This is a genomic window from Spiroplasma litorale, from assembly GCF_001267155.1.
GTDB classification, from domain to species: domain Bacteria; phylum Bacillota_I; class Bacilli_A; order Mycoplasmatales; family Mycoplasmataceae; genus Spiroplasma_A; species Spiroplasma_A litorale.
Genome location: NZ_CP012357.1, coordinates 1,034,929 through 1,058,891, shown reverse-complemented (window position 1 = coordinate 1,058,891; position 23,963 = coordinate 1,034,929). Strand labels below are relative to the sequence as shown.

The 23,963-nt window shown below is 24.0% G+C and carries 16 protein-coding genes; all 16 read left to right on the top strand.

Annotated features, from left to right (window positions below):
• Nucleotides 1–705, top strand: coding sequence for a phosphoribosylaminoimidazolesuccinocarboxamide synthase (purC, locus tag SLITO_RS04975; protein ID WP_075058661.1), 705 nt, complete (start codon nt 1–3; stop codon nt 703–705).
• A gap of 1 nt (nt 706) precedes the next feature.
• Complete coding sequence (gene purF, locus SLITO_RS04970; RefSeq protein WP_075058660.1) at nt 707–2,086, top strand: amidophosphoribosyltransferase; 1,380 nt, start codon at nt 707–709, stop codon at nt 2,084–2,086.
• Nucleotide 2,087: 1 nt separating this feature from the next.
• Entirely contained in the window at nt 2,088–3,131 is a 1,044-nt protein-coding gene (purM, locus tag SLITO_RS04965; protein ID WP_075058659.1) for a phosphoribosylformylglycinamidine cyclo-ligase, read from the top strand.
• Nucleotides 3,124–3,693 carry a phosphoribosylglycinamide formyltransferase gene (purN, locus tag SLITO_RS04960; RefSeq protein WP_075058658.1) on the top strand — a complete coding sequence of 190 codons (570 nt, stop codon included), beginning with the start codon at nt 3,124–3,126 and terminating at the stop codon, nt 3,691–3,693. The genes purM and purN overlap by 8 nt, the downstream gene beginning before the upstream one ends.
• Before the next feature lie 4 nt (nt 3,694–3,697).
• Entirely contained in the window at nt 3,698–5,239 is a 1,542-nt protein-coding gene (gene purH / locus SLITO_RS04955) for a bifunctional phosphoribosylaminoimidazolecarboxamide formyltransferase/IMP cyclohydrolase (protein WP_075058657.1), read from the top strand.
• 7 nt (nt 5,240–5,246) lie between these two features.
• Nucleotides 5,247–6,509: a phosphoribosylamine--glycine ligase gene (gene purD / locus SLITO_RS04950; protein WP_075058656.1), complete on the top strand. Its 1,263-nt coding sequence runs from the start codon at nt 5,247–5,249 to the stop codon at nt 6,507–6,509.
• Between the two features lie 43 nt (nt 6,510–6,552).
• Nucleotides 6,553–8,232: a hypothetical protein gene (locus tag SLITO_RS04945; protein ID WP_075058655.1), complete on the top strand. Its 1,680-nt coding sequence runs from the start codon at nt 6,553–6,555 to the stop codon at nt 8,230–8,232.
• Nucleotides 8,233–8,394: 162 nt separating this feature from the next.
• Nucleotides 8,395–9,186, top strand: a complete 792-nt coding sequence (locus SLITO_RS04940) for a hypothetical protein (protein ID WP_075058654.1) — start codon at nt 8,395–8,397, stop codon at nt 9,184–9,186.
• Nucleotides 9,187–9,202: 16 nt separating this feature from the next.
• Nucleotides 9,203–11,650: a hypothetical protein gene (locus SLITO_RS04935; protein WP_075058653.1), complete on the top strand. Its 2,448-nt coding sequence runs from the start codon at nt 9,203–9,205 to the stop codon at nt 11,648–11,650.
• 23 nt (nt 11,651–11,673) lie between these two features.
• On the top strand, nt 11,674–12,096 hold the full coding sequence (locus SLITO_RS04930; protein ID WP_075058652.1) for a hypothetical protein: 423 nt from the start codon (nt 11,674–11,676) through the stop codon (nt 12,094–12,096).
• Between the two features lie 19 nt (nt 12,097–12,115).
• Nucleotides 12,116–12,547, top strand: coding sequence for a hypothetical protein (locus SLITO_RS04925; protein ID WP_144416420.1), 432 nt, complete (start codon nt 12,116–12,118; stop codon nt 12,545–12,547).
• Between the two features lie 123 nt (nt 12,548–12,670).
• Nucleotides 12,671–13,429 (top strand): hypothetical protein, encoded by a 759-nt coding sequence (locus SLITO_RS04920; RefSeq protein WP_075058650.1) that lies wholly within the window; start codon nt 12,671–12,673, stop codon nt 13,427–13,429.
• A gap of 176 nt (nt 13,430–13,605) precedes the next feature.
• Nucleotides 13,606–14,475 carry a hypothetical protein gene (locus SLITO_RS04915; RefSeq protein ID WP_075058649.1) on the top strand — a complete coding sequence of 290 codons (870 nt, stop codon included), beginning with the start codon at nt 13,606–13,608 and terminating at the stop codon, nt 14,473–14,475.
• 279 nt (nt 14,476–14,754) lie between these two features.
• Nucleotides 14,755–17,448 carry a magnesium-translocating P-type ATPase gene (gene mgtA / locus SLITO_RS04910; protein WP_075058648.1) on the top strand — a complete coding sequence of 898 codons (2,694 nt, stop codon included), beginning with the start codon at nt 14,755–14,757 and terminating at the stop codon, nt 17,446–17,448.
• A 101-nt stretch (nt 17,449–17,549) separates the two neighbouring features.
• On the top strand, nt 17,550–19,964 hold the full coding sequence (gene leuS / locus SLITO_RS04905; RefSeq protein WP_075058647.1) for a leucine--tRNA ligase: 2,415 nt from the start codon (nt 17,550–17,552) through the stop codon (nt 19,962–19,964).
• A gap of 135 nt (nt 19,965–20,099) precedes the next feature.
• Entirely contained in the window at nt 20,100–23,963 is a 3,864-nt protein-coding gene (locus SLITO_RS04900) for an AAA domain-containing protein (RefSeq protein ID WP_075058646.1), read from the top strand.

The window sequence follows — 23,963 nt, the reverse complement described above, 5'->3', positions numbered from 1 at the left end:
ATGACAAAATTATATGAAGGCAAATCTAAAATATGTTATGCAACTGATAACGAAAATGAATTAAATATTTTTTTTAAAAATGAAATTACAGCATTTAATAAATTGAAAAAAGCGACAATAGAGTCAAAAGGTGTATTAACCGCAAAAATATCAAACATTATATTCAAGTATTTAGAAAAAAATAATATAAATACACATTTATTGAAAGTTATAGACGATCAAAATGTTTTGGTAAAAAAATTAAAAATGTTTAATATTGAAATTATTATTAGAAATATAGCAGCAGGAAGTATTACAAAAAGATTAGGAATTAAAGAAGCAACAACATTTGATAAACCAATTTTTGAATTGTGCTATAAAAATGATGACTTTGGAGATCCATTAATTAATGATGATCATTGTGTTGTTCTTGGTTTAACTACATTAGAAGAATTACAAAAAATAAAAGACATTACACTTAAAATAAATAATTTATTAATTGACTTATTTAAAAAAATTAATATTAAAGTTGTAGATTTTAAAATAGAACTAGGGTTAGATTCTGAAAATAATATATGTTTAGGTGATGAAATTAGCCCTGATACTTGTAGATTTTGAGATGAAAATAATCGTAAACTTGATAAAGATTGTTTTAGAGAAGATTTAGATGATGTGACTTCAATTTATTCAATAATCCTAAATAAGTTAGAAGGAATTAAATTATAATATGAGCGAAGTTTTAAAAGAGAAGTGTGGTGTGTTTGGTTGCTTTAACATTGATAAAGCTCCTTTAGTAAATTATTATGGGTTACACGCTCTACAACACAGAGGACAAGAAGGTTGTGGAATATTAGGCTATGACAAAGATAAAAAGTTTATTTTAAAAAAAGGCATGGGACTTGTAACAGAAAATTTTAGATTAAAAGATTTTGAAAGTTGGAATGCAAAAAACTCAATTGGTCATGTACTTTATTCAACAACCGGAGGATCAATTGATTGTAATGTTCAACCATTTTATTTCAATTTAAAAAATAATAAGTTTGGACTTGTTCATAATGGAAATTTAACAAATGCACATATTATTAAAAATAAACTTGAAGATGAAGGAAGTATCTTCCAAGCTACAAGTGATTCAGAAATATTAGCTCATCTTATAACAAAAAGTAAAGAAACTTCAACAATAGAAAAAATTAAGAGTGCACTAAATATAATTAATGGTGCTTTTGCCTTCATATTAATTTTTGAAAATGAAATGTATGCAATTAGAGATAGAAATGGTTTAAGACCTCTATCAATTGCAAAACTAGCAGATGGTTATGTTATTTCTTCTGAAACTTATGCATTCGATGTTACTGGAGCACAATTTATTAGAGATATTAATCCAGGAGAAATTGTAAAAATAAGTGATAAGGGATTAGAAAGTTTTTATTTTTCTAAAAAAAATTTCAATAATGTCTGTTCAATGGAATATATATATTTTTCACATCCAAGCAGTACTATTAACAATATAAATGTTCATAATTTTAGACTTAAATCAGGAGAGTTGTTAGCATCACAAGAAGAAAAATATTTAGGTGATGTTGTAATTGGTGTTCCAGATTCTTCAACTTCAGCAGCATTAGGTTATTCAAACTTTTCTAATATACCATTTAATATTGGTTTAATAAAAAATAAATACTCTGGTAGAACTTTTATTCAACCAACAACTGAATTGAGAGAAATTGGAGTAAGAACAAAACTTTCTGTAATAAAAGATGTTATAAATAATAAAAAAGTTATTTTAATTGATGATTCGATTGTAAGAGGAACTACTTCAAAATATATTGTTAAGTTATTAAAAAATAATGGCGCAAAAGAAGTTCATATAAGAGTTGCTTCTCCTCCAATTAAATATCCGAGTTACTATGGTATTGATATATCTACTTATAAAGAATTGTTAGCTGCAAACATGTCGCTTGAAGAAATGAAAAATTATATTGGATGTGACAGTTTAAGTTTTTTAACACTAGATAATTTAAAAAAATTATTTGAACCAGGTCAAGGATGTTTTGATATATTTACAGGAGAATATCCAGTAGATATTTATGACTTAAATAAAGGAGAATAAAATGAGCGAAAGTTATAAAAAATCAGGTGTTGATTTAAATAAAGGTTATGAAGTTGTAGATAATATAAAAAAAATTGTTAGCGAGAAATTTGGTGGAAAGTATAAAAATAATATTGGTAACTTCGGTTGTGCTTTTGATTTATCTCCTTATGATTTTAAAAAACCTGTATTAGTTTCTGGTACAGATGGTGTTGGTACTAAACTTTTATTGGCTATTGAATCTGATAATCATAAAACAATTGGTATTGATCTTGTAGCAATGTGTGTTAATGACATATTAACTTTAGGGGCTAAGCCATTATATTTTTTAGACTATATTGCAGTTGATAAAATAAATGTAGAAATAGTAACTGATATAATAAGTGGAATTGTAGAAGGTTGTTTACAAAGTGATTGTTCTTTATTGGGTGGTGAAACAGCCGAAATGAGAGACATGTATATTAAAGGTCATTATGATTTGGCAGGTTTCATTACGGGTGCAGTTGATAAAGATAGTATAATAGATTTTAATAATGTTAAAAAAGATGATCAAATTATATCAATTAAGTCTTCGGGTATTCATTCAAATGGTTATTCTTTAGTAAGAAAAATATTTTTTAAAGATAATAACTATGATTTTAAACACAAGTTTGAAGAATTAGATTGCGATTTAATTACTGAATTATTAAAACCTACAAAAATATATGCTGATATTGTAAATGAATTAATAACTAATAAATTTTATATATCTGGAATGGCAAATATAACTGGTGGAGGGTTAATAGAAAATATACCCAGAGTAATACCAACAGGTTTATGTGCTGAAATATATCAAAAAAATATTAGCACACCTAAAATTTTTGATATTATGCAATCAATTGGCAATATCAATCAAGAAGAAATGTATAATGTTTTTAATATGGGTGTTGGTTTTGTGATAATAACTAATAAAGAAAATTCTGAAAGTATTTTAAATTTTATTAACGGTTATAAAGATTATGAAGCATCAATCATAGGTCAAATCATAGAACATAATGATAAAAAAATAAACATTATATATGAATAATATTGCAATATTTGCTTCTGGAAATGGGAGTAACTTTCAATCGATTGTTGATGCTTATAAGAACAAAAAACTAAAACTTGATAAAATTATATTGATAACAAATAAAAAAAATTGTTATGCAATACAAAGAGCTTATGAAAATAATATAAAAAATTATACTTTTGTATTAAAAGATTATAACTCAAAAGAAGAATATGAATTAGATATTGTAAGAACATTAGTTAAAGAAGATATTAAATGAATTTTTCTTGCAGGATACATGATGATGATAACTGATGTTTTACTTAAAAAATATGATAAGAAAATTATAAACATCCACCCATCTTTATTGCCTAGTTTTAAGGGTAAAGATGCAATTAAAGAAGCATTAGATAATAAAGTTTATTTATCAGGATTAACAATTCATTATGTTAATCACGAGATGGATGCTGGAGAAATAATTTTTCAAAAACAAGTAAGAGTTTATAAAACTGACAACGTAGAAAAACTTACAAAAAGAATACAAAAACAAGAACATAAGTACTATTGGCAAATTATTGATAAAATTATTAAAGGGGGATAAAAGAATGAAGTATGCATTAATATCAGTTTTTGAAAAAACAAACGTATTAAATTTTGCAAAAAATCTTATTAAACATGGTTATAAAATAATAAGCACAGGAGGAACTTACAGTTATTTAGTTGAAAATAATATTAAGGTAATAAAAGTTGAAGACATAACAAAGTTCCCAGAAATTTTAGATGGAAGGGTAAAAACACTTCATCCATCTTTATATGGGGGAATACTTTCAATAAGAAATAACAAAAAACATATTGACCAAGTTAAAGAACACAACATAAACTTTATTGATTTAGTTGCAATTGATTTATATCCATTTTTAAAAACCATTAAAAATTCACACAGTTCTCATGAAGATATAATTGAAAACATTGATGTTGGAGGAGTTAGTCTTTTAAGAGCTGGGGCAAAAAATTATAAAGATGTAATCACAGTATGTGATATAAATGACTATGATCTTGTTATTGCAAATTTAAATAACAAAAAACTAGATGAAGAGTTTAGATTAAAGCTGGCACAAAAAGCTTTTGCTCATACTTCAAGCTATGATTCTCAAATTAATAATTATTTATTATCAAAAATTAATAATCAAGATATGCCAGAAAAACTAACACTTTCCTTTACTAAAAAAGAAGATTTAAGATATGGGGAGAACCCTCATCAAAAAGCTACATGATATATTGACGAATTCTATAATGAAGTATCATTAAATAATTCAATTCAACTTAATGGTAAACAATTATCATACAATAATATATTAGATGCAAATAGTGCAATAAATATAGTTAAAGATTTAAATAACTATTCATGTATGGTTGGTATTAAACATTTAAATCCATGTGGAGTTGCAATTAAAGGAAATGTTGAAGAATTGTGACAAAAAGTTTTAGATAGTGATTCTGTTTCAATATTTGGTGGAATTTTAGCAACAAATCAAATCATTACAAAACAAGTTGCGCAATCATTAAATAAATTATTTTTAGAAATTATAATAGCCCAAGATTTTGAAGAAGAAGCTTTAGAAATATTAAAGCAAAAGAAAAATTTAAGGTTATTAAAATTAGACTTCCACAATACTCATCAAATTGTTAATAAATTGCAATGTGTTTCAATTGATCAAGGACTTTTAGTTCAAGAAAAAGATTTATACAAACACAATACCGCTGATTGAAAAATCGTAACTAAGAAAAAATTAACAGATGAAGAATTAGAAGAAGCATATTTTGCATATGTCGTTGTTAAGCATGTTAAATCAAATGCAATAGCTGTTATAAAAGATTTTCAAACAGTTGGGGTAGGGCCGGGTCAAATGAATAGAATTGGTTCAGCAGAAATTGCATTACAACAAGCAAAAGAAAAAGCGAATAATTCATATCTATCAAGTGATGCATTCTTGCCATTCAACGATGTTGTTGAACTTGCATCAAAGTATAATGTAAAAGCAATTATACAACCAGGAGGTTCTATAAAAGATCAAGAGTCAATTGACTTGGCTAACGAAAAAGGAATTGCAATGGTGTTTACAAATGTTAGACACTTTAAGCATTAATTAATTTATGAAAAAAAACATTCTAATATTAGGAAAGGGTGGAAGAGAACACTCTTTGGCAAGAAAATGTAAAGACTCAAGTATTTGTAATAATGTTTATGTAATCCCAGGAAATTATGGAATGACTGACTGTGCAATTGTTAATAATGAAATTAACTACAATAACATAGATGATATATTAAATTTTGTTAAAAGCAATTCAATTGATTTAACAATTGTTGGAGATGAATCGTTTTTAGAAATGGGTATTGTAGATTTGTTTGACAAAAACAATCTACCAATATTCGGACCAACAAAAAAAGCAGCTCAAATTGAATCTTCAAAAATTTTTGCAAAAAAATTATTTGAAAAATATCAAATACCAACTGCTGATTTTTTTAGTACTTCAATTAAAACTGAAGCAATAAATTATCTTAATAATTTAAAAAAGTTTCCAATTGTTATTAAAAACGATGGTCTTGCTAGTGGTAAAGGTGTGTTTATAGTTAATTCATTAAAAGAGTCATTAGAAGTAATTCATAAAATTTTTGATGAAAACATCTTTAATAATAAAACAAATGGAGTTGTAATTGAAGAATTTTTAATTGGTAGAGAATTCAGTTTACTTGCTTTAGTAAATGAAGATGATTTTATTTGTTTACAACCTGCAAGAGATTATAAAAAAGCATATGACAATGATAAAGGTGAAAATACTGGGGGAATGGGTTGTTACACTCCTGTTGAATATGTGAATGATGAATTAATTGAGCATTGTAAAACAGAAGTCATTGATAAAACAATAAAAGCATTAAAAGCAGAAGGAATTAAATATAAAGGAGTTCTGTATGCTGGTTTAATGTTAACAACTGATAATAAAATAAAAGTAATTGAATTTAATAGTAGATTTGGTGATCCTGAAACTGAGGTATTGATGCCTGCATTAAAAAGTGATTTATTAGAAGTGATATTCTCATTATTAAATAATGAAAAACCAAATCTTGAATGATATAAAAAAGTAGTTCTTGGAGTTACAATTGCAAGTGAAGGTTATCCAGGAAATTACGAATCTAATATTAACTTAAAAGATCAAAAAATATATAAACAAGATGATATTTATCATATGGGAACTAAGTTTGATATGGAATCTAATAGTTTCAACAGCAATGGTGGTAGGGTCTTATTTGTAATATCAAAACAAGAAAATAAAGAAAGTTGCATTAATGATGTTTATACTAAAATAGATAAACTTAATTTGAAAGGATTTTATTTTAGAAAAGATATAGGAAATTAACTAAAAGTAGTAAAATAAAAATATATGTTTATAAGAGGTTGTTATGAAAGGATTACTAACAAAAATAACATTCATTGCTTTAATAATCAACACATTTATAGGTGTTTTTTTTAGTACTTTCAAAAGTCATAATGACTATAATAGTGTAAAGTTTAACGAATTAACACAAACTGGATATTTAGAACAAAAAAGTGTTAAAAAAGAAGACTTCTTATGAGGGGGAAAAATATTACAGTATTATTTATATAAACACACTGAATTTGATGAATATGCAGATAAATTGTTTTATATGTTTGATAAAAATGTTAAAAAAAATAAAGAAGCATTTTTAATGAGTTTGTCTTCAAATGTTATTGTCCCCTCAATTGAATCATTAAATTCATATCAATCATTTTTTTCTGAAGCCTTTTTAAAATGAAGCACAGCATTAGATGGTCAAAAAAATATATCATGAGAAATATTAAACTACTTTTTTACAAATATATTTAGCACATTAAAAAAAGAATTATCTGGTTTAGTAAACTTTAATAGAGCGAAAAGACTTATAGATGATGATTTTATAAAAAACTCTTACTCTTCAAAACTACTATATTCATTTAGTTTTAAGTTTTCTGAAGGAGACATAAAATTAAAGTATTCTGATATGCTTTATAATTCAGATAAATTTGGAATATCAGACTCTGAAAATTATGATTATCCATATGCTCAAAATGCACTTATAAACTCAACTTATATATCAAAAAATAATGGTGATTTGAACTCAAAAAATAATCCAGTAATTAGTAAATCCCTTGCTAATAACTACATAAATAATATTTTTTGTAAGGGTTTAGAAAATAAATGTGTAAACTATGAAGAAATTTCAAAATGAAATAACAACTATTATTTAAAAGCATCATCTGAATCTATTGAAAAATATAGAAAGTTTATCGAAGAAGATAGCTTATATAAAAGTTTTGAGGAATTAGATGAAAAATATAAAGAGTTTACTTTTAATAATAGAAAGTATCCAGGAGCAAACATAACTTTACAATTATCTTTAGATGAAATGGCAAAACATTATTCATGAACAGAAGAAAAAAAAGATCTTTATAAAAATCATGTATTAAATTTATTCAACATTATATTTAAAATTTTAGGTTACAAAGATAAAGATAATATGTTTATGTATGCTTTGCTTGGTTTTATAATATCTCCTGATAGTTCTTTAAAAATAACAAATTCTGGCTCAAAAGATGTAATAAAATCATTTACTAGCATTTCTCATTTAAAAAGTAGATTTAACAGCTCGTATGAATCAACAGGCTATAGTTTTGTTATATTTTCTGGAGATTATATTGGCAACTTTGAAAATGATAGTGATAATGAAGATTTTAAAAATATGATTTCAAGTAGTTCAAATATATTTTCTCCAATAAATAAAGAAATAGGTAAAACTTTAGATGCATTTTTAGGAAGAACCAATGAAGGAGAAAAATATCTAGAAAAACAATTTAAAGAAGCATTATTTAAATTAAATAATGCTGCAATATATAAAGGTAGTATTTTTGGTTGAAATGAACATTCTAATGAAGCTGCAGATAGCCTTACAAAAGGAATTTTATTAGCATTGTACTTATTCCTTGCGTTTGTTTGTACAGTTGTTTCAATTGTATTATTAAGTATACTTATAGTTTATTTCATTAAAAAAAATAAAAACAAAGATAAATTATTTAAAAAGTAACCTCACAAGGTTACTTTTTTTTAGATTAAACTAATTATTTTTATTTCTTTTATTCTTAATAATAGCTAATTATTTAATTCTAATTATTTTACATATTTATGATAAAGTAATTATAAAGGTTAGTTTAAAAATTGTATTAAATGAATAAGGTTAAGGATAAATATGAAAAAGGATGAAGGTACTAAAAATAAAAGTAAGATTAAAAAAGAAAACATAAAATATTTTAAAAGTTTAAAATATTCGTTCAAAAAAGAAAATTTTAAAAACTTAAAATTTAATAATAAAACAAACCAAAAATATTTTTTTATTTCATCTAAAAATGAATATATAAATCTTAGTGAAAAAAATTTTGAATTAATTTTTAAATATATGTCTTATAAGTTTTTAAAGATTGTATTAACCAATGAGCAAGTCGAATTTGCAAAAAATAAGTTTATCATTCTAAAAAAAATTATAGAAAATTTAAATCTAGATGAAAATTCAAGATTATGATTATTCCCTACAAATTTTAAATTGGGATTAACATATGATTTATTTATATCAAATATTTTATCAAATAAAAAAATACTAATTCAATCACTTACTTTATATGATCTTAGTGATAAATCAACATATAATAATTTGATTAAAATGAATTATGGGAAACAATTTGTTAATTTATTTCTTAATGATTTCAAACTTCACCAGCACTATAGGGTTTTCAAAAATAAAAAAAAGTACAGAAGCTTTATCACTAATAATTATTTTTTTTATAATTCTGATGCAAGTAATTCAAATTTTTTATTTAATGAAAATATTAATGATTATATTAAATTAATTACAAGTAATGAAAGGGTTAAATTATTTTTCAAAGGAATGGATAATTCTTTAATAACCAGTATTAATAATATTATAGATATATTTAAATCTGATAGTTTTTTTGTTAAGCAATCAAAATTGTTAAAATCTATATAAAAGGGTTGAGGAAATTATGGAAAATATAAAAAATGATGATGTAGAATATTCTAACGAAAGTAAAAACGACAACTCTACTATAAATTTTCAAAATAGCCGAGCAAATTTATTCAAAATTAGAACTCAAGGAAAAATTTTTATAGCAATCATTTTTGTTATGCTCTTTTTTGTTATGCTCTTTTTAAATATGTATGCTTTTATAATTTTGCTAAATAACTTTACAAGAATATTTGAAATAAATATTCATATTAATCCAATTTTTTATGATAAAATTTCAAGCTGATATGATTATGCTACAACAGACAATACTTATTTGGCAACTTTTATAAACTTTTTAGCTATTTGGTTAGCGTACTTTATGGTTTTGAGTACCGCTTTATTGGTAATGGCAATTATTTTGCTTTTTAAAGAATATGATATTCAACAGTATATGGCTTTTCTATGGTTTCCATTAAGATCGGTATTCAGAATATCTGCAACAATCTATGTATTAATACAATTGCTACCTTTATTTGTTAACGCAATAATTTTTGTTGAAGACACTACAGTTAAATGAGATTTTTTGTTAAAAAACTGGTTGCCTTTTTATAATATATTAAAAACACATTTTACAATTCTTGCAATATTTATATTTGTGATGATTAATTATGTTGCATATGTTTATTACTCTACTTATAATTTATCACTTCACTTTATGTACTTATCATCAAATTATGATATCATTTTAACTAAAAAAATAGAGTTGGTCTTTTTCATGTATATATTAATGTGAGTTAATATATGATTTTTTGTAGGCAGTGTGCTTGTTCCGTTAGTAATAACTGGCATACCAACACTTTTTGGAACTGATGCATTGAAATTAACATTTTTTAAATATTATTTGAAATGATTACCAGAATATGAAAACCTTAATAGTGAATGAGTCTACCTCATTACTTTTTTCTCAATTCTTTCAATATTCTTTATTTCATTTGCCCAGTTTAAAATATTTGTACCACTTTATATATATCAAAATTTATATAATAAAGAAGATTATATGGAATCCGTTTATATAAGGTTTGGTTTTATATTATTTATTGGTTTTATGTTTAGTGATTTTTTTATCTTTTTTGGAGTTGGAGAATTTATTAACCAATTGAATTGCGTGTTTAATAATTCTAAACAAAAACTTGTTAATTTAGGATTTAATGGAACTGAGAATTATTTTTATTATTTAAAATATATTCAATCATACACTTTAATTTTCTTTGGCTTAATAGCATTTTCTTTAGCTCCATTTTTCATCCTACTAATTTGAGAACTTATTTTTGGATGATGAGGTATGTCGTGTTTTAATTACTTTATGCTATCTTCATGGTTGTCTGTTATAATAGCCGCAGTCTCTTCGATAGTTTTATTTATTGCTAGTTATATTCTAATATATGACTCCCTATATATTTCTCGTATTGGAAGCACAGATATAAACAATAATTTTAATAATAATTGATGAAATAGTATATGCAAAGATGCAATAATAGTTGCTCTTGTACCTGGTCTAAATATTTTGGTACTACTTTTTGCACCTTTCGTTTATAATTGAGAATTTATTATTTTGTTAATTATACTAGTTTTAGTGGTTGATTTATTAATGGCATTTTATATAAATAACATAGGATGAAAATTTGATAAATCAATACAAATTAGTTTTTTCCTAAGTGTAACTCAATTTTTTATGAAACCAAGAATATATATGGATGAATTAGATTATCAAAAAATAGCAATTAAAAGAAGAGTTTTTAATGAAAGTTTTTTACCATTATCTTGGCTCTATGTTAGTTACAATAATAATGAGAATTATATAAATGAGTATCCAAGCGATAGATTTAAAATCGATATGTCTATTAATGATTTTGATGAAATGTGTTACAACGAATTGTATACAGAATTAATAAATAATAATTCACATAGTGTTAATGATTATTATTCAACAAAAGATTATATAAATGAGTTGTATTCGATGTACAAACCTAATGGAAATGCACAAGATAAAAATATGCTTGAAGAAAATAATATTAAAGATGAAATTATTATAAATATTAAATCTACAAATGTAATAGAAAATCTTGAAAAAGATAATTCTATTGACACTGAGAATATCAATATAGTAAATGATGATGCACAACAAACAACAGAATCAGAAGATATAACAGCTACTGTAATAAATGAAAATAATAATAAAACAAAAAATGAACTATTAAATAAAATTGAATTATTTGTTAACTATTCTAAGGAGAATAAAAGATCAGTTATAAAAGAACTAACATCTGGAGCTTTTTGCTTTATTTGCGACAAAAAAATTATTCTTGACAATGAGGATGTATTTAAATATGTTGGATTTGCATTTGGAGCAGACTCAGGAATAAGAAGAATATTTCATATTAGATGTTTTGAAATAAATAGCAATTTTTTTGAAATTATAGAATAAAAAAAACAAGAAAGGAAAGTTTTATGAAAAAAATTCTAAGATGATTAGTTTTATTACCTATATTTTATTTTCCATTTACATCTTTAGTGTCATGTGCTTCGCATCTAAAAGGTTATGAATTAGACAAGAGTACTGCTTTCATTAATAAATATTCTTTTAACAATATAAATGACGAAATTTGTGTATTTTTTATATTTGTAAAAAGTGATTGAGGAAAAAAACAAGTAGAAATTCAATCAAGACTATTAAATAATGATAATGTTGAAGTTAATGAACAATTTATTTTATCAGACTTAATTAGTTATTCAACTGAATGAGTTAAAATTGCAAAACTAACAATAAATAAGCAATTATCTCCCCCAAATGACAAGGATGTTTTTAGAGTTAATTTTAAAATAAAAGACTCATCATTTTTAGGTAGTTTTGATATTGAATATAATGATTAAAATAAAGGAAAAAAATTATATGAAAAAATTTATGTATACAATTTTAAGCGCTACTACTTTTTATTTACCTGCACAGGTTGTTGTTTCTTGTGATAGTAATAACTATAAAGTTATTTCATATGATGTGTTTTTAGATAAAAATGTAATTGTAGGTAAAGATGACTATATATCAGTGATGATTGTTTCTGGAATAAATTTATATGATTATAAAAATATTAGTTTTGACATGTATTCATATAATCAAGACAAAAAAGAGTATTTTTTTAAACTTTCAGATATAACTCAAAATGTAAATGCAGAAAATATATTTACTGGCAAAATATTTATTCAAGATCAAAACCAATTAGGACCTGTTGAGAATATTGAATATAATATTTATTTAGATTTAATATTTAATGGTAAAAATAGATTTAAAAATAAAAGCTTTCCTTTGATATATAGACTTAAATAATCTTTGAAAATAAAAGCAAAAAGAAACTCGTTTGTTTTTTTAATATAATTATTAAAAAAATTGTTTAAATGTAATAAAATTTCTATTATAATAAAAAAAAGAAAGTCTATAGGTTTTATTTAAATGGACTATAATTTTTTGTTATATTTTTTAATTTCAATAATAATATTAAATATATTTTCCTTATACGAAATTAATGCAATCTTAATAAAAACAAAAATAAATAACTATAATATTGATGATTTCTTTGAAAATCTTTTATTAGGATTAAATTTATATAAATCTAATAAATATGTACTAAGATATAAAATATTGGTTATATTATACTTTCTATTATTTGTTATTGTATTTAATATAATTATTTTAGTTGTTGCACTTGTAATAATGAAAACTAATTCTGATAAAATTGTTTTTTCTATTATTGTGTCTTTATTAACATTGATATTTATTATATTTTCATTGTCTTCAATTATAAATTCAAACAAAAAATATAAGAGTTTTCCAATTGAAAACGAAACAGAATGTGTTGAATACTTTAATAGTTTAGAAAAAAGTTATGATTTTAGTAAATATTTAAATATCGAATTAATATTTGATGGAAGTGTATTTAGGGGTAACAATAACATTGTTTACATCAAATTAACTCAAAAATTATTTAAAAGAAAACTCATAGAACTTAAAGAAAATGAATCATTTTTAAAATATATGTATTTATTTAAAAAGTATCTATCATTTATAAGCAGACATGGTAAAAAAGTTAATTGATTAGAAACAATTATAATAAAAATAGACAAAAATGAATCTACTATTGACGAGTTAAAAAAAGCTTTAATATCAAATTTTTTATACTTTAAAAATAACGTTAAAGGAGAGGAAAAATAAATATTAATTAAAAAAGTTTTTTATAAAAATATTTTAAAGGGAAAATAAATGGAAAATTATATATTAAATACAATAAATAATGAAAGAATTAATTATAAAAATGTTTATAAAAAAATAAGAAGTTACTACTATATTAATATAATTGCTTTATATTTAATATAGTAGGTTGTATTTCCTTGCCTTTATTGCTCTTGTGATTTGTTATAAGTCTTTTTTATGATAAGGTAATTTACTTCAATAACTCAATTTTAATACTTTTTACCTCAATTGCTTGTTCGATTATATTTATTCTTATTGGTTTATTATTAGATTATTCTAATAAATCAAATAAGTTAAAGATAATAAAAGCACAGTTTAATAATAAGGATTATCAAAACTTATATAGAGATGTTTTTAATAAATTTTGTAAGAAAGATACATTTAAATTTATAAATTTAAATTTTGAAAATAACAAAACTAAAAAAGATATAAAAATAGCAATAGAATTTATTTACAAAAACCAAACAGGAGTTTATAAAATAGAAAAACCTAATAAGTTTTATAATAAACATAACTTAGTTAAAGAAAATTTTGCTGGTGGAAATGATTACGGAATCGTTTTTGCAATGCTTCTTCTTATAAGTATATTTATAAAAAACAAGTATACTTGCAAAGAATCTATTTTCTTAAAAAATCCAAATTATTATGAATCATTTAAAGATTTAAAATTTATTAAAAATATTTATAGTAATGATATTAAATTCTATGAAAACGGAATTGAAAGCGATTCTTTTAGCCAAAAACAAAACTCTAACCAAAATTTTAAACAAGAAATATTTAATAATATTAAAAATTTTGAAGATACTTATAGTTATGAATTGATTTATAGTGAAAAAATAGCTTTATCAAGAAATAAAGTTTATAAAAAAGTTCCCTTGAATCAAATTGGAATATTAAACTATAAAAAAATAAAAAGTTTTAAAGGTTTTATAAAAGAAGTGCAAAAAAAACTAACAATTGATTTAGATAATCTAAATAACTTATTAAATCTTGTTGCTGGCATATAATTGAAAGATAAAAAAGCAATAAAATCATTTCTTTACATTTTTATTTATAAATTATTATGATCATTCATAATTTTTTTATTAGAATACAAGCTTTTTTAAAAAAAGTAAAAAAAAGCTTGTATTCTAATATATAATTTTACTTAGTGAAAGAGGTGATAATCAATGAACGTACCGCTCGACAACTCAGACTTACACTCCCAAAGTATATTTGTTGATTATTTAACCTATTTAAATACTCAATCTTAAAAACTTGTAATAATTAGTTAGATAGGAGAGATTATGAAAAAAAAGAATATTAAACCTAAAAAACATTCTGCTCTATCAAACTATGTTAATTTAAATCATAATGAACTTTTAAAACAAATAAACACTGAACAATTTGGACTAAGTGAAGAACAAGTATTGGACCATAGAACAAAATATGGTTCTAACAAACTAAAAGAAAAAAGACTAAATATATTTTTGACTTTTATAAAATCTTTTTTAAGCCCATTTAATATTATTTTAATAATAATTGACTCATTTAGTTTTTACTCTTATGCAAGTGAAGATGGAGATCAATTTGACTTAATTGGAGCTTTATTGGTATTGTTTATGATTATTCTTAGTGGAACAATTTATTTTGTTCAAGAAATAAGATCTCATTTAGTAATTAAAAAAATGCTTAATGAAAGTCGTCAACAATCTAAAATAATCCGTGGAATAGATTTTAATTTTAAGACAATAGATAATGCTAATTCAATAAAGCTTATTAAAGAAGCAGAACAAATTGAAAATGATGAGATAGTTTATGGTGATCTAGTGTACTTTTCAAATGGTGACTTAGTACCAGCAGATGTAAGAATAGTTTGATCAAATAACTTATATCTTAATCAATCATCTTTAACAGGTGAATCATTCCCGGTTCAAAAAAAAGACAAACATACATTAGATAAAAGTGATTATCTAGAATATGAAAATATATGTTACACAGGTACAGAGGTAGTTTCTGGAAGTGGACTTGGTGTTGTTATTGCAACTGGAGAAAATACATATTTTTCATTAATTGACCAAAAAGTAAAAGAAAAAAGACCAAAAAGTTCATTCGAAAAAGGTATTAAAAGAGTTATATTCTTCCTAATAGGATTCATGCTTGCAGTAACACCAATTGTTTTTGCGGTTTATGGATTAAGACCTGGAGAAGCTGACAATAAATGATTTAATGCAACATTGTTTGCAATTGCCGTAGCAGTTGGATTAACACCAGAAATGTTACCAATTATCGTTACCTCAAACCTTTCAAGAGGTTATTCAAAAATTAAAAAAAATAACGTTGTTGTTAAAAATTTAAATGCAGTACAAAATATCGGAGCAATTGATATTTTATGTACAGATAAAACTGGAACAATTACAAGTGGAGAAATTACTTTAGATAGAACATTAACATTTACAAATCAAAAGTCTGAAGAAACAATCGATAAAATATTATATATGAATAGTTATTTTCAATCAGGATTTCAGAACCCTATTGACCAAGCTGTTCTTCTAAGTAAAAAAATAAAAAAACCAGTCCTTGATGGTTATCAAAAAGAATGAGAAGTTCCGTTCGACTTTAAAAGAAAAATTTTATCAGTTATCTTAACAAAAGATGATCAAAAAGAAATCTTTACAAAGGGAGCTGTTGAAGAAATATTAAAAGTTTGCAACAGAATTTCAATCAATGGTAAAATTGAAAAATTATCAAAAGATCATAAAGATACTATTATTGCAAAAAGTCATGAATTAAATATGGAAGGTTATAGAGTTATTGGAATTGCTCATAACGTTCTAGAAGATGAAGATATTGAAGATGATTTAGTATTTTATGGTTATGCAACATTCCATGATGAACCTAAAAAAACTTCTAAAGAAATAATTAAAAAATTAGAAATTAAAGGGATTACAACAAAAGTTTTAACTGGAGATAGTGAAATAATAACAAGATCAATTTGTAAAACCGTAGATTTTAAAATTACAAAACTTTATACAGGTAAGCAAATTGAAGAAATGGACGAAGATAAACTAAATAAAGCTGTAAGAGAAGGTAATGTATTTGTTAAATTAAGTCCAATTCATAAAACAATAATTATTGAAACTTTAAGAAAACAAGGTCATGTCGTTGGATTTATGGGTGATGGAATTAATGATGCTCCGGTTTTAAGAGAATCAGATATTGCTATATCATTTGCAGATGCTTCAAATATTGCACAAGAAGCAGCAGATATGATATTAATGGGTGAATCATTAATGGCAATTGATTCTGCTGTAACTGAAGGACGTTATAGTTTAGCTAATATATTAAAATATATTAAAGTTACAATTGCATCAAACTTTGGTAACGTTCTTAGTGTGCTTGTTGCATTATTTTTAACAACTGTTGAACCAATGCAACCACTGCATTTATTACTACAAAACTTACTATATGATATTGTTATGTTTGCATTTATCTTTGATAAAGTTGATGAAAAATTCTTAGCAAAACCAAAACCATTTACAACAAAAAACATGGTCTGGTTTGCAGTTATAAATGGTCCGGTCAGCTCAATATTTGACATATCAACTTTCTTAGTATTGTTATATGGATTTACTTCAAAAGTTGGAGTACCACCAGGTATTCATGTAAATAGTGATGCATTGCCAGAAAATGCAAAAGAAATGTTTAACGCAAGTTGATTCTTAGTTGGACTAATGACACAAACTGCAGTTATGCAGATGTATAGAACTGAAAAAATACCATTTATTCAATCAAGAGCTTCTTGACAAGTTAATGTATCAACAGTATTTGTTTGTATAATGGCAGTATTAGTACCATACACACCAATTAATAGCACTGTTAAAATGGCAACACCACCATTAGAATTCTTACCAATTGGTATTGGTTTTGTATTATCTTATATAATGCTAGCTCAATGTGTAAAATTGGGATACATCAAACTATTTAAAGAATGGTTATAAAAAATATGCTTAGACATATTTTTTTTATTATTATATTTAACGTAGAAATTGTCTTACAATGTATAATTAAAATGTATTATTTTAAAGGATAAGAGGTATAAATGGAATATTCACATAAATTAATTGAAAAAAAATGACAAAAGTATTGAGAAGAAAATGATACTTTTAGAACAACTGACAATAATGACAAAAAAGCATATATTCTTGATATGTTTCCATATCCTAGTGGATCTGGATTACATGTAGGTCATCCAAAAGGATATACTGCAACAGATGTTTTTGCAAGAATGAGAAAATTACAAGGTTATGATGTTCTTCACCCAATTGGATGAGATGCTTTTGGTTTACCAGCAGAACAATATGCATTAAAAACTGGAAATGACCCAAGAGAGTTTACAGAAAAAAATATAAATATTTTTAGAGAGCAGTTAAAAAAGCTTGGATTTAGTTATGACTATAATAAGGAAGTAAATACAAGCAACCCAAATTATTACAAAATTACTCAATGAATTTTTCAACAATTATATAAAAAAGGTTTAGCTGAAGTTAGAGAAGCAAATGTGAATTGATGTGAGGGACTAGGTACTGTACTTGCCAATGAAGAAGTTATAAACCAAAATGGTAAAATGGTTTCTGATATTGGAGGATTTGACGTTATAAAAAAACCAATGAAACAATGGGTTTTAAAAATAACAAAATATGCAGATAGATTATTAGAAGGTTTAAAAGATTTAGATTGACCTCATTCAGTAAAAGAACTTCAAAAAAATTGAATTGGTAAATCTGAAGGACTTTTAATCGATTTTACTTGTGAAAATAAAAAAATTGATATACCTGTTTTTACAACAAGACCAGACACAATCTATGGAGTAACCTATATAGTATTAGCTCCTGAAAATAAACTTGTTCTTGATTTAGTCACAAAAGAACAAAAAGAATTAGTTGAAGAATATATTCAACAAACTTCTCAAAAAACTGACGTAGATAGACAAGATGACTCAAAAGAAAAAACAGGTGTGTTTATTGGAGAATATGTTAAAAATCCAATAACTAATGAAGAAGTACCTATATGAATATCTGATTATGTTTTAAATGATTATGGTACAGGGGCTGTAATGGCGGTTCCTGCTCATGATGTAAGAGATTGAAAGTTTGCGACAAAATATAATCTAGATATAAAATTTGTATTAGAAACAAAAGATAATTCAAAAGCTTTTGTTGGAGAAAGTAAATACATTAACTCAGAATTATTAAATAATGTAACTACAAAAAAAGAAGCTTTTGAAATCATTTCTCAAAAAATAATAAACATTAAAAAAGGTCAATTAAAAGTAAACTATAAATTAAGGGATTGACTGTTTTCAAGACAAAGATTCTATGGTGAACCATTCCCAGTCTTATTTACAGAGGATGGTGAAATTGCTTTAATAGATGAAAAAGATTTACCTTTAGAACTGCCTAAAACTGATTATATTAAACCATCCAATTCAGGTGAATCACCACTTGCAAATATTGATAATTGAGTCAACACAGAATATAAAGGAAAAAAAGTTAGAAGAGAAACTAATACAATGCCACAATGAGCAGGATCTTGTTGATATTACCTAGCTTATATATTAACAACTTCACCAAATAACTTAATCGATATAAATAGTAAAGAAGCAATGGATTTATTTAAAAAATGACTTCCAGTTGATTTGTATATCGGTGGTCAAGAACATGCTGTTTTACATTTATTATATGCAAGATTTTGACATCAAGTTTTATTTGATATTGGTGTTGTGCCAGTACCCGAGCCATTTCAAAGATTAATAAACCAAGGAATGATTCTTGCAGATAATGGCGAAAAAATGAGTAAGTCTAAAGGAAATGTAATAAATCCCGATGAAATAATTGAGTCACATGGTGCTGATACTCTAAGATTATATGAATTGTTTATGGGTCCATTAGAAGCTTCTTTACCATGAAGTTTCAAAGGTTTAGACGGAGCACGTAAATGAATTGATAGAGTTTACAGAATGATTGATAATTTTGAATCGAGTGATCATAATAATACCAATCTTGATTTTGTTTATAATGATGTTGTTAAAAAGGTATCTCAAATGCTTGAAGATTGTAAATTTAACACAGCAATTTCTCAATTAATGGTATTTGTAAATGCAGTATATAAAGAAAAAAACGTTGTATATAAAAAATATATAGAAGGATTTTTAGTTATGTTTTCTTCATTTTGCCCTCATCTTGCCGAAGAATTGTGAGAAAAAATAGGAAATAAATCAAGTGTATATAATCAAAGCTGACCTTCATTTGATGAAACAAAACTAGTAGTAAATTTAGTAACAATAGCAATTCAAATTAATGGAAAATTAAAAAATACTTTAGAAGTAGAAAAAGGCACAAATTCTGATATTTTAAAAGATAAAGCTAAGGAATTAATTTCAAAAGCATTAATAGATAAAGAAATAATAAAAGAAATCGTTGTTCCTGATAAAATTGTTAATTTTGTTGTTAAATAATATGTAATTTAAAAAACACATGTTCATCCATGTGTTTTTTAAATATTTCAACATATTTAAACTTAATTTATCACAATTATTATTAATACTTTAATTTGTTATAATTAATATAATGAACATAAATGGGGTGGGAACTTGGCTAATACAATAAGCAATAACCAAAATAAAGAGTTAATACTAGATTTCTCATTCATGCAAAATGTCAAATTTAAAGATAATTTATTAGGATTAGATAACATTATAGACCAACTAGAAATAAGTGGTATTAATACATACAATGATTTTTTAACTTTTCTAAAACAAAGTCTTATAAAACAAAGCTTCATTTGCTTAATAGATGATAAAACTAGATCATTATCAAAAACTGATAATTCAAAAAAAACATATGATGGAATTATTAGAATGGAATTAGATAGTTATAATCAATCATTGCTAAAAAAAGGTACATATCTTGGTTTTTTTGTAAACATAGATCCTGGTGATGCAAGTTTGACTGTTGCATCAATATTTCTGACAAGATTAAAACCTGTTCCACAAGAGTTTGAAACTACAATTGAAGAAACTACAGTTTTTGTTCTAAGACATAAAAATCAAGTACCTGTAGAAGAAATTTTAAGAAGAAATATCTTAAACTCATCAACAATTAGTGAAATTGGAAAGTTGTTATCTTCTTTTGAAGAAGAAAAAGAAAAATGACTAAATTACTTAAACTTCTGTGAAGATTTATTAAAAATCCAAAGAAAAAACTCATTACCATACTTAGGTGCAAGCAGTAGAGAATTAATAAAAGTAGATAAAAATTACTTTATAAAAGACTTAAATAATTATATAGTTAAAGATCTTAAAACTAAAAGTTTTATTTTTTTAAATACTGATTCAAAAGAATTATTAAATAATTTAGACATTAATTATGAAATGGTAAAAGTAGTTTCGTTTGAAGTTCTATCTAATAATATAAACAAAATTAATAAATTAAAAAAAACACAAGATCTTTTTGTATTGCCTCTATCATATAACTCTAATATTTTAAATATCCATAATTTATATGAAAATTTTGAGAGTATATTTGATTTTGACATTTTAGATCAGTATGACCAAAATAGAATTATTCCTCTTAATTTAATGCTTGGAATAGAGGATTTGAACTTAAATCTTAAAAATTACTGAATTAAAAATAAAGAAATTATTTTGGGTGGTCAAAATAATTTTAACCGTTATGTTGAAAAATATAACTTTGAATTAGAAGAATGAAATATATATAACATGAGTTTTGAAATAAACGAAGACATAGATCTTGAATATTTTAACGTCAAAAATAATATCGATTATTTAAACTCTGGATATATTTCTTATTTAGGTGTTGGTGATGATGTGTTGATAGAAAGATCAAGACAAGTTATAAAAAGAATCTCAGAAGGAAATACAAAAAACCCATATTTAATAAATTACTTATTTAATACAAAGTTAATAAATCTTTCAGAGACCTCTAGTGAAGAAATAATTGAAGATAAAGATTTTTATTTTCCTTTAAATACAGAACAAAAAGAAGCTGTTAATAAAGCATTAAATAGTAAAGATGTATTCATTTTGCAAGGACCACCAGGTACAGGAAAAACTCAGGTTATATGTGAAATAGTTTATCAACTTGCAAAAGATAATAAAAAAATATTATTATCAAGTCAAAACCATGAAGCAATAAAAAATGTTGTTGACAGGTTACCTGTAGACCCAAACGTAAATAGGGTAAGATTAGTGAATCAATTAAACTTGAAATCAAATTCTGCAAATAATTTTTCACCAGAAAGAGTTGTCTATAATTATTATCGATCAATAGCTAAAAAAGTTTTTGATGACATTAGTAACAGTAAAAATTTAATTAGTGAATTTGATAAAGTTAAAACAAGATTAGAAAAATTAATATTATTAGAAAAAAGTTTTCATAAAGATAATAATGAAATAAGAAATTATAAAGAAAAATTGAAAATTATAAATGAAAAGTTACAAAAAATAAAATATAGAGATTTGGATTTTAAAAAGAAAAAAAATCAATTAAAAGAAGATTTAATTGCAGTCGAAAACATTATTGATTCAATTAATCTACAAACTTTTGATAGTGTAGTGCTATTGTCTGATAACCTAAAAAACTTTTTTGATTTAAATTTTAAATTAGAAATTAACAATTATATAATTAAACATTTAGATATTAATTATAATTTTGATAATAATATAAACTATTATGACTTGTTATCAAAAATTAATGCGGAAGTTTTTTCAAAAGATGATCTTTTTGAAAGTATAAAAGATGCTAAAAAAAGAATTGCAAGTTTTAAAAAAAGTTTTGAACTTGATGAAGCTTTAAAAGAAGAAAGCAGATTAAACGGGTTAATGCAAATTGCAAATAGAGTACCAAAGTATGTTGATCTTTTAAATTTATTTAAAGAAATTAATGATTCGTTGCAAATGGAAAAAACAAATATACAAACAGAAATTGAATCATTAAATTTAAATGAAGCAGAAGTTGAAAGCAATAGTTCTTTAGAAATTGAAAAAAATAAAATATTATTTAATATAAATAAAATTAATGAATCATTAAATACAAATACTAAAGAATTAAGGGATGCAATTAAATATGCTAATAACAAGTTTAATTTAAATTTAGGAATAACAGACGTGGACCTTGATACTAATATTGAGATTAAACTAAAAGAAGTTGAAAAAAGTTTATTGGAAAGCAAAAATAGAAATGATGGTAATAAAAATTTATATAACAGTATAACTAATTATTTAAAAACCAACTACCTAATTGATGATAACTTTGAAAAAGATTTACCAACAAATAAATTCACATCACAAATGTTTGTTGAAGGAAAAAAATATACTCAAACAATTATTAATAGCTTAATAAATATATACGCAATGACATTAACTTCTGCAAATATTTTTAGATATAAAAAAGAAAAAACAGCAAAAAAAATTGGATTAGAAGAAATTAATGTTAAAACTTTAGATGTAGATGTGGTAATAATTGATGAAGCGTCTAAAGCAACGCTATTAGAAATATTAATGCCCTTAGTATATGGAAAATCATTAATTTTAGTTGGAGATTATAGACAATTGCCACCAATATTAAAACTACAATCAAGTGACGTTGATGAAGTTAATAATTATTTTGAAAAGAGTTATAGTTTTTATGATATGAATACTTTGCTTAATGATTCAATATTTAAAAAACTGATAAGTGCAAACAACTCTTCTATAACTACAATGTTAAAAACTCAATATAGAAGTCATAGACAAATAATGGATGTTGTAAATAACTTTTATGAAAATACTTTACAAGTTGAAGAAAATGTTAGTGAACTAAAAAGACATGATCTAGTAGTTAATGATAAAAATAATAATATTTTAATAGATTCAAGAAGTTCTGTTTATTGAATTGACTCATCAAATGAACCTAATGGAAATATATTTTATGAGCAAAGCGAAGAATACTCTACAAGTTTATTTAATGATTTAGAAATTGCGTTAACTTATAAAATATTATTACAAATTGATTCAGAAGTGGGAAAAAAGAATTTATTAATAAAACCTAAATTGGCAATAATAAGTTTTTATGCATTGCAAGTAAATAAATTAAATAGAATTATTAAAAAAAATAAATTTAAAAATGTGGATGTAATTATAAATACAGTTGATGATTTTCAAGGTAAAGAAGCAGACTATGTTATTGTAAACTTGGTTAGAAATGCAGAAAAAATATCAGTAACTAAAGGTAGAGAATTCTTAAAAAAATACGAAAGAATTAATGTTGCATTTTCAAGAGCGAGAGAGTTGCTAATAATAATTGGTGCACAAAGAATGGTTAAAGATGTTATGGTTCAAATTCCAACAATTGCTAACCCAGATATTACAAATAGTTACGAAGTTTATACAGATATTATAAGTACATTAGATTATAGAGGTTGCTTTTTTAAAGCAAAAGATATTTTAGGAGATTAA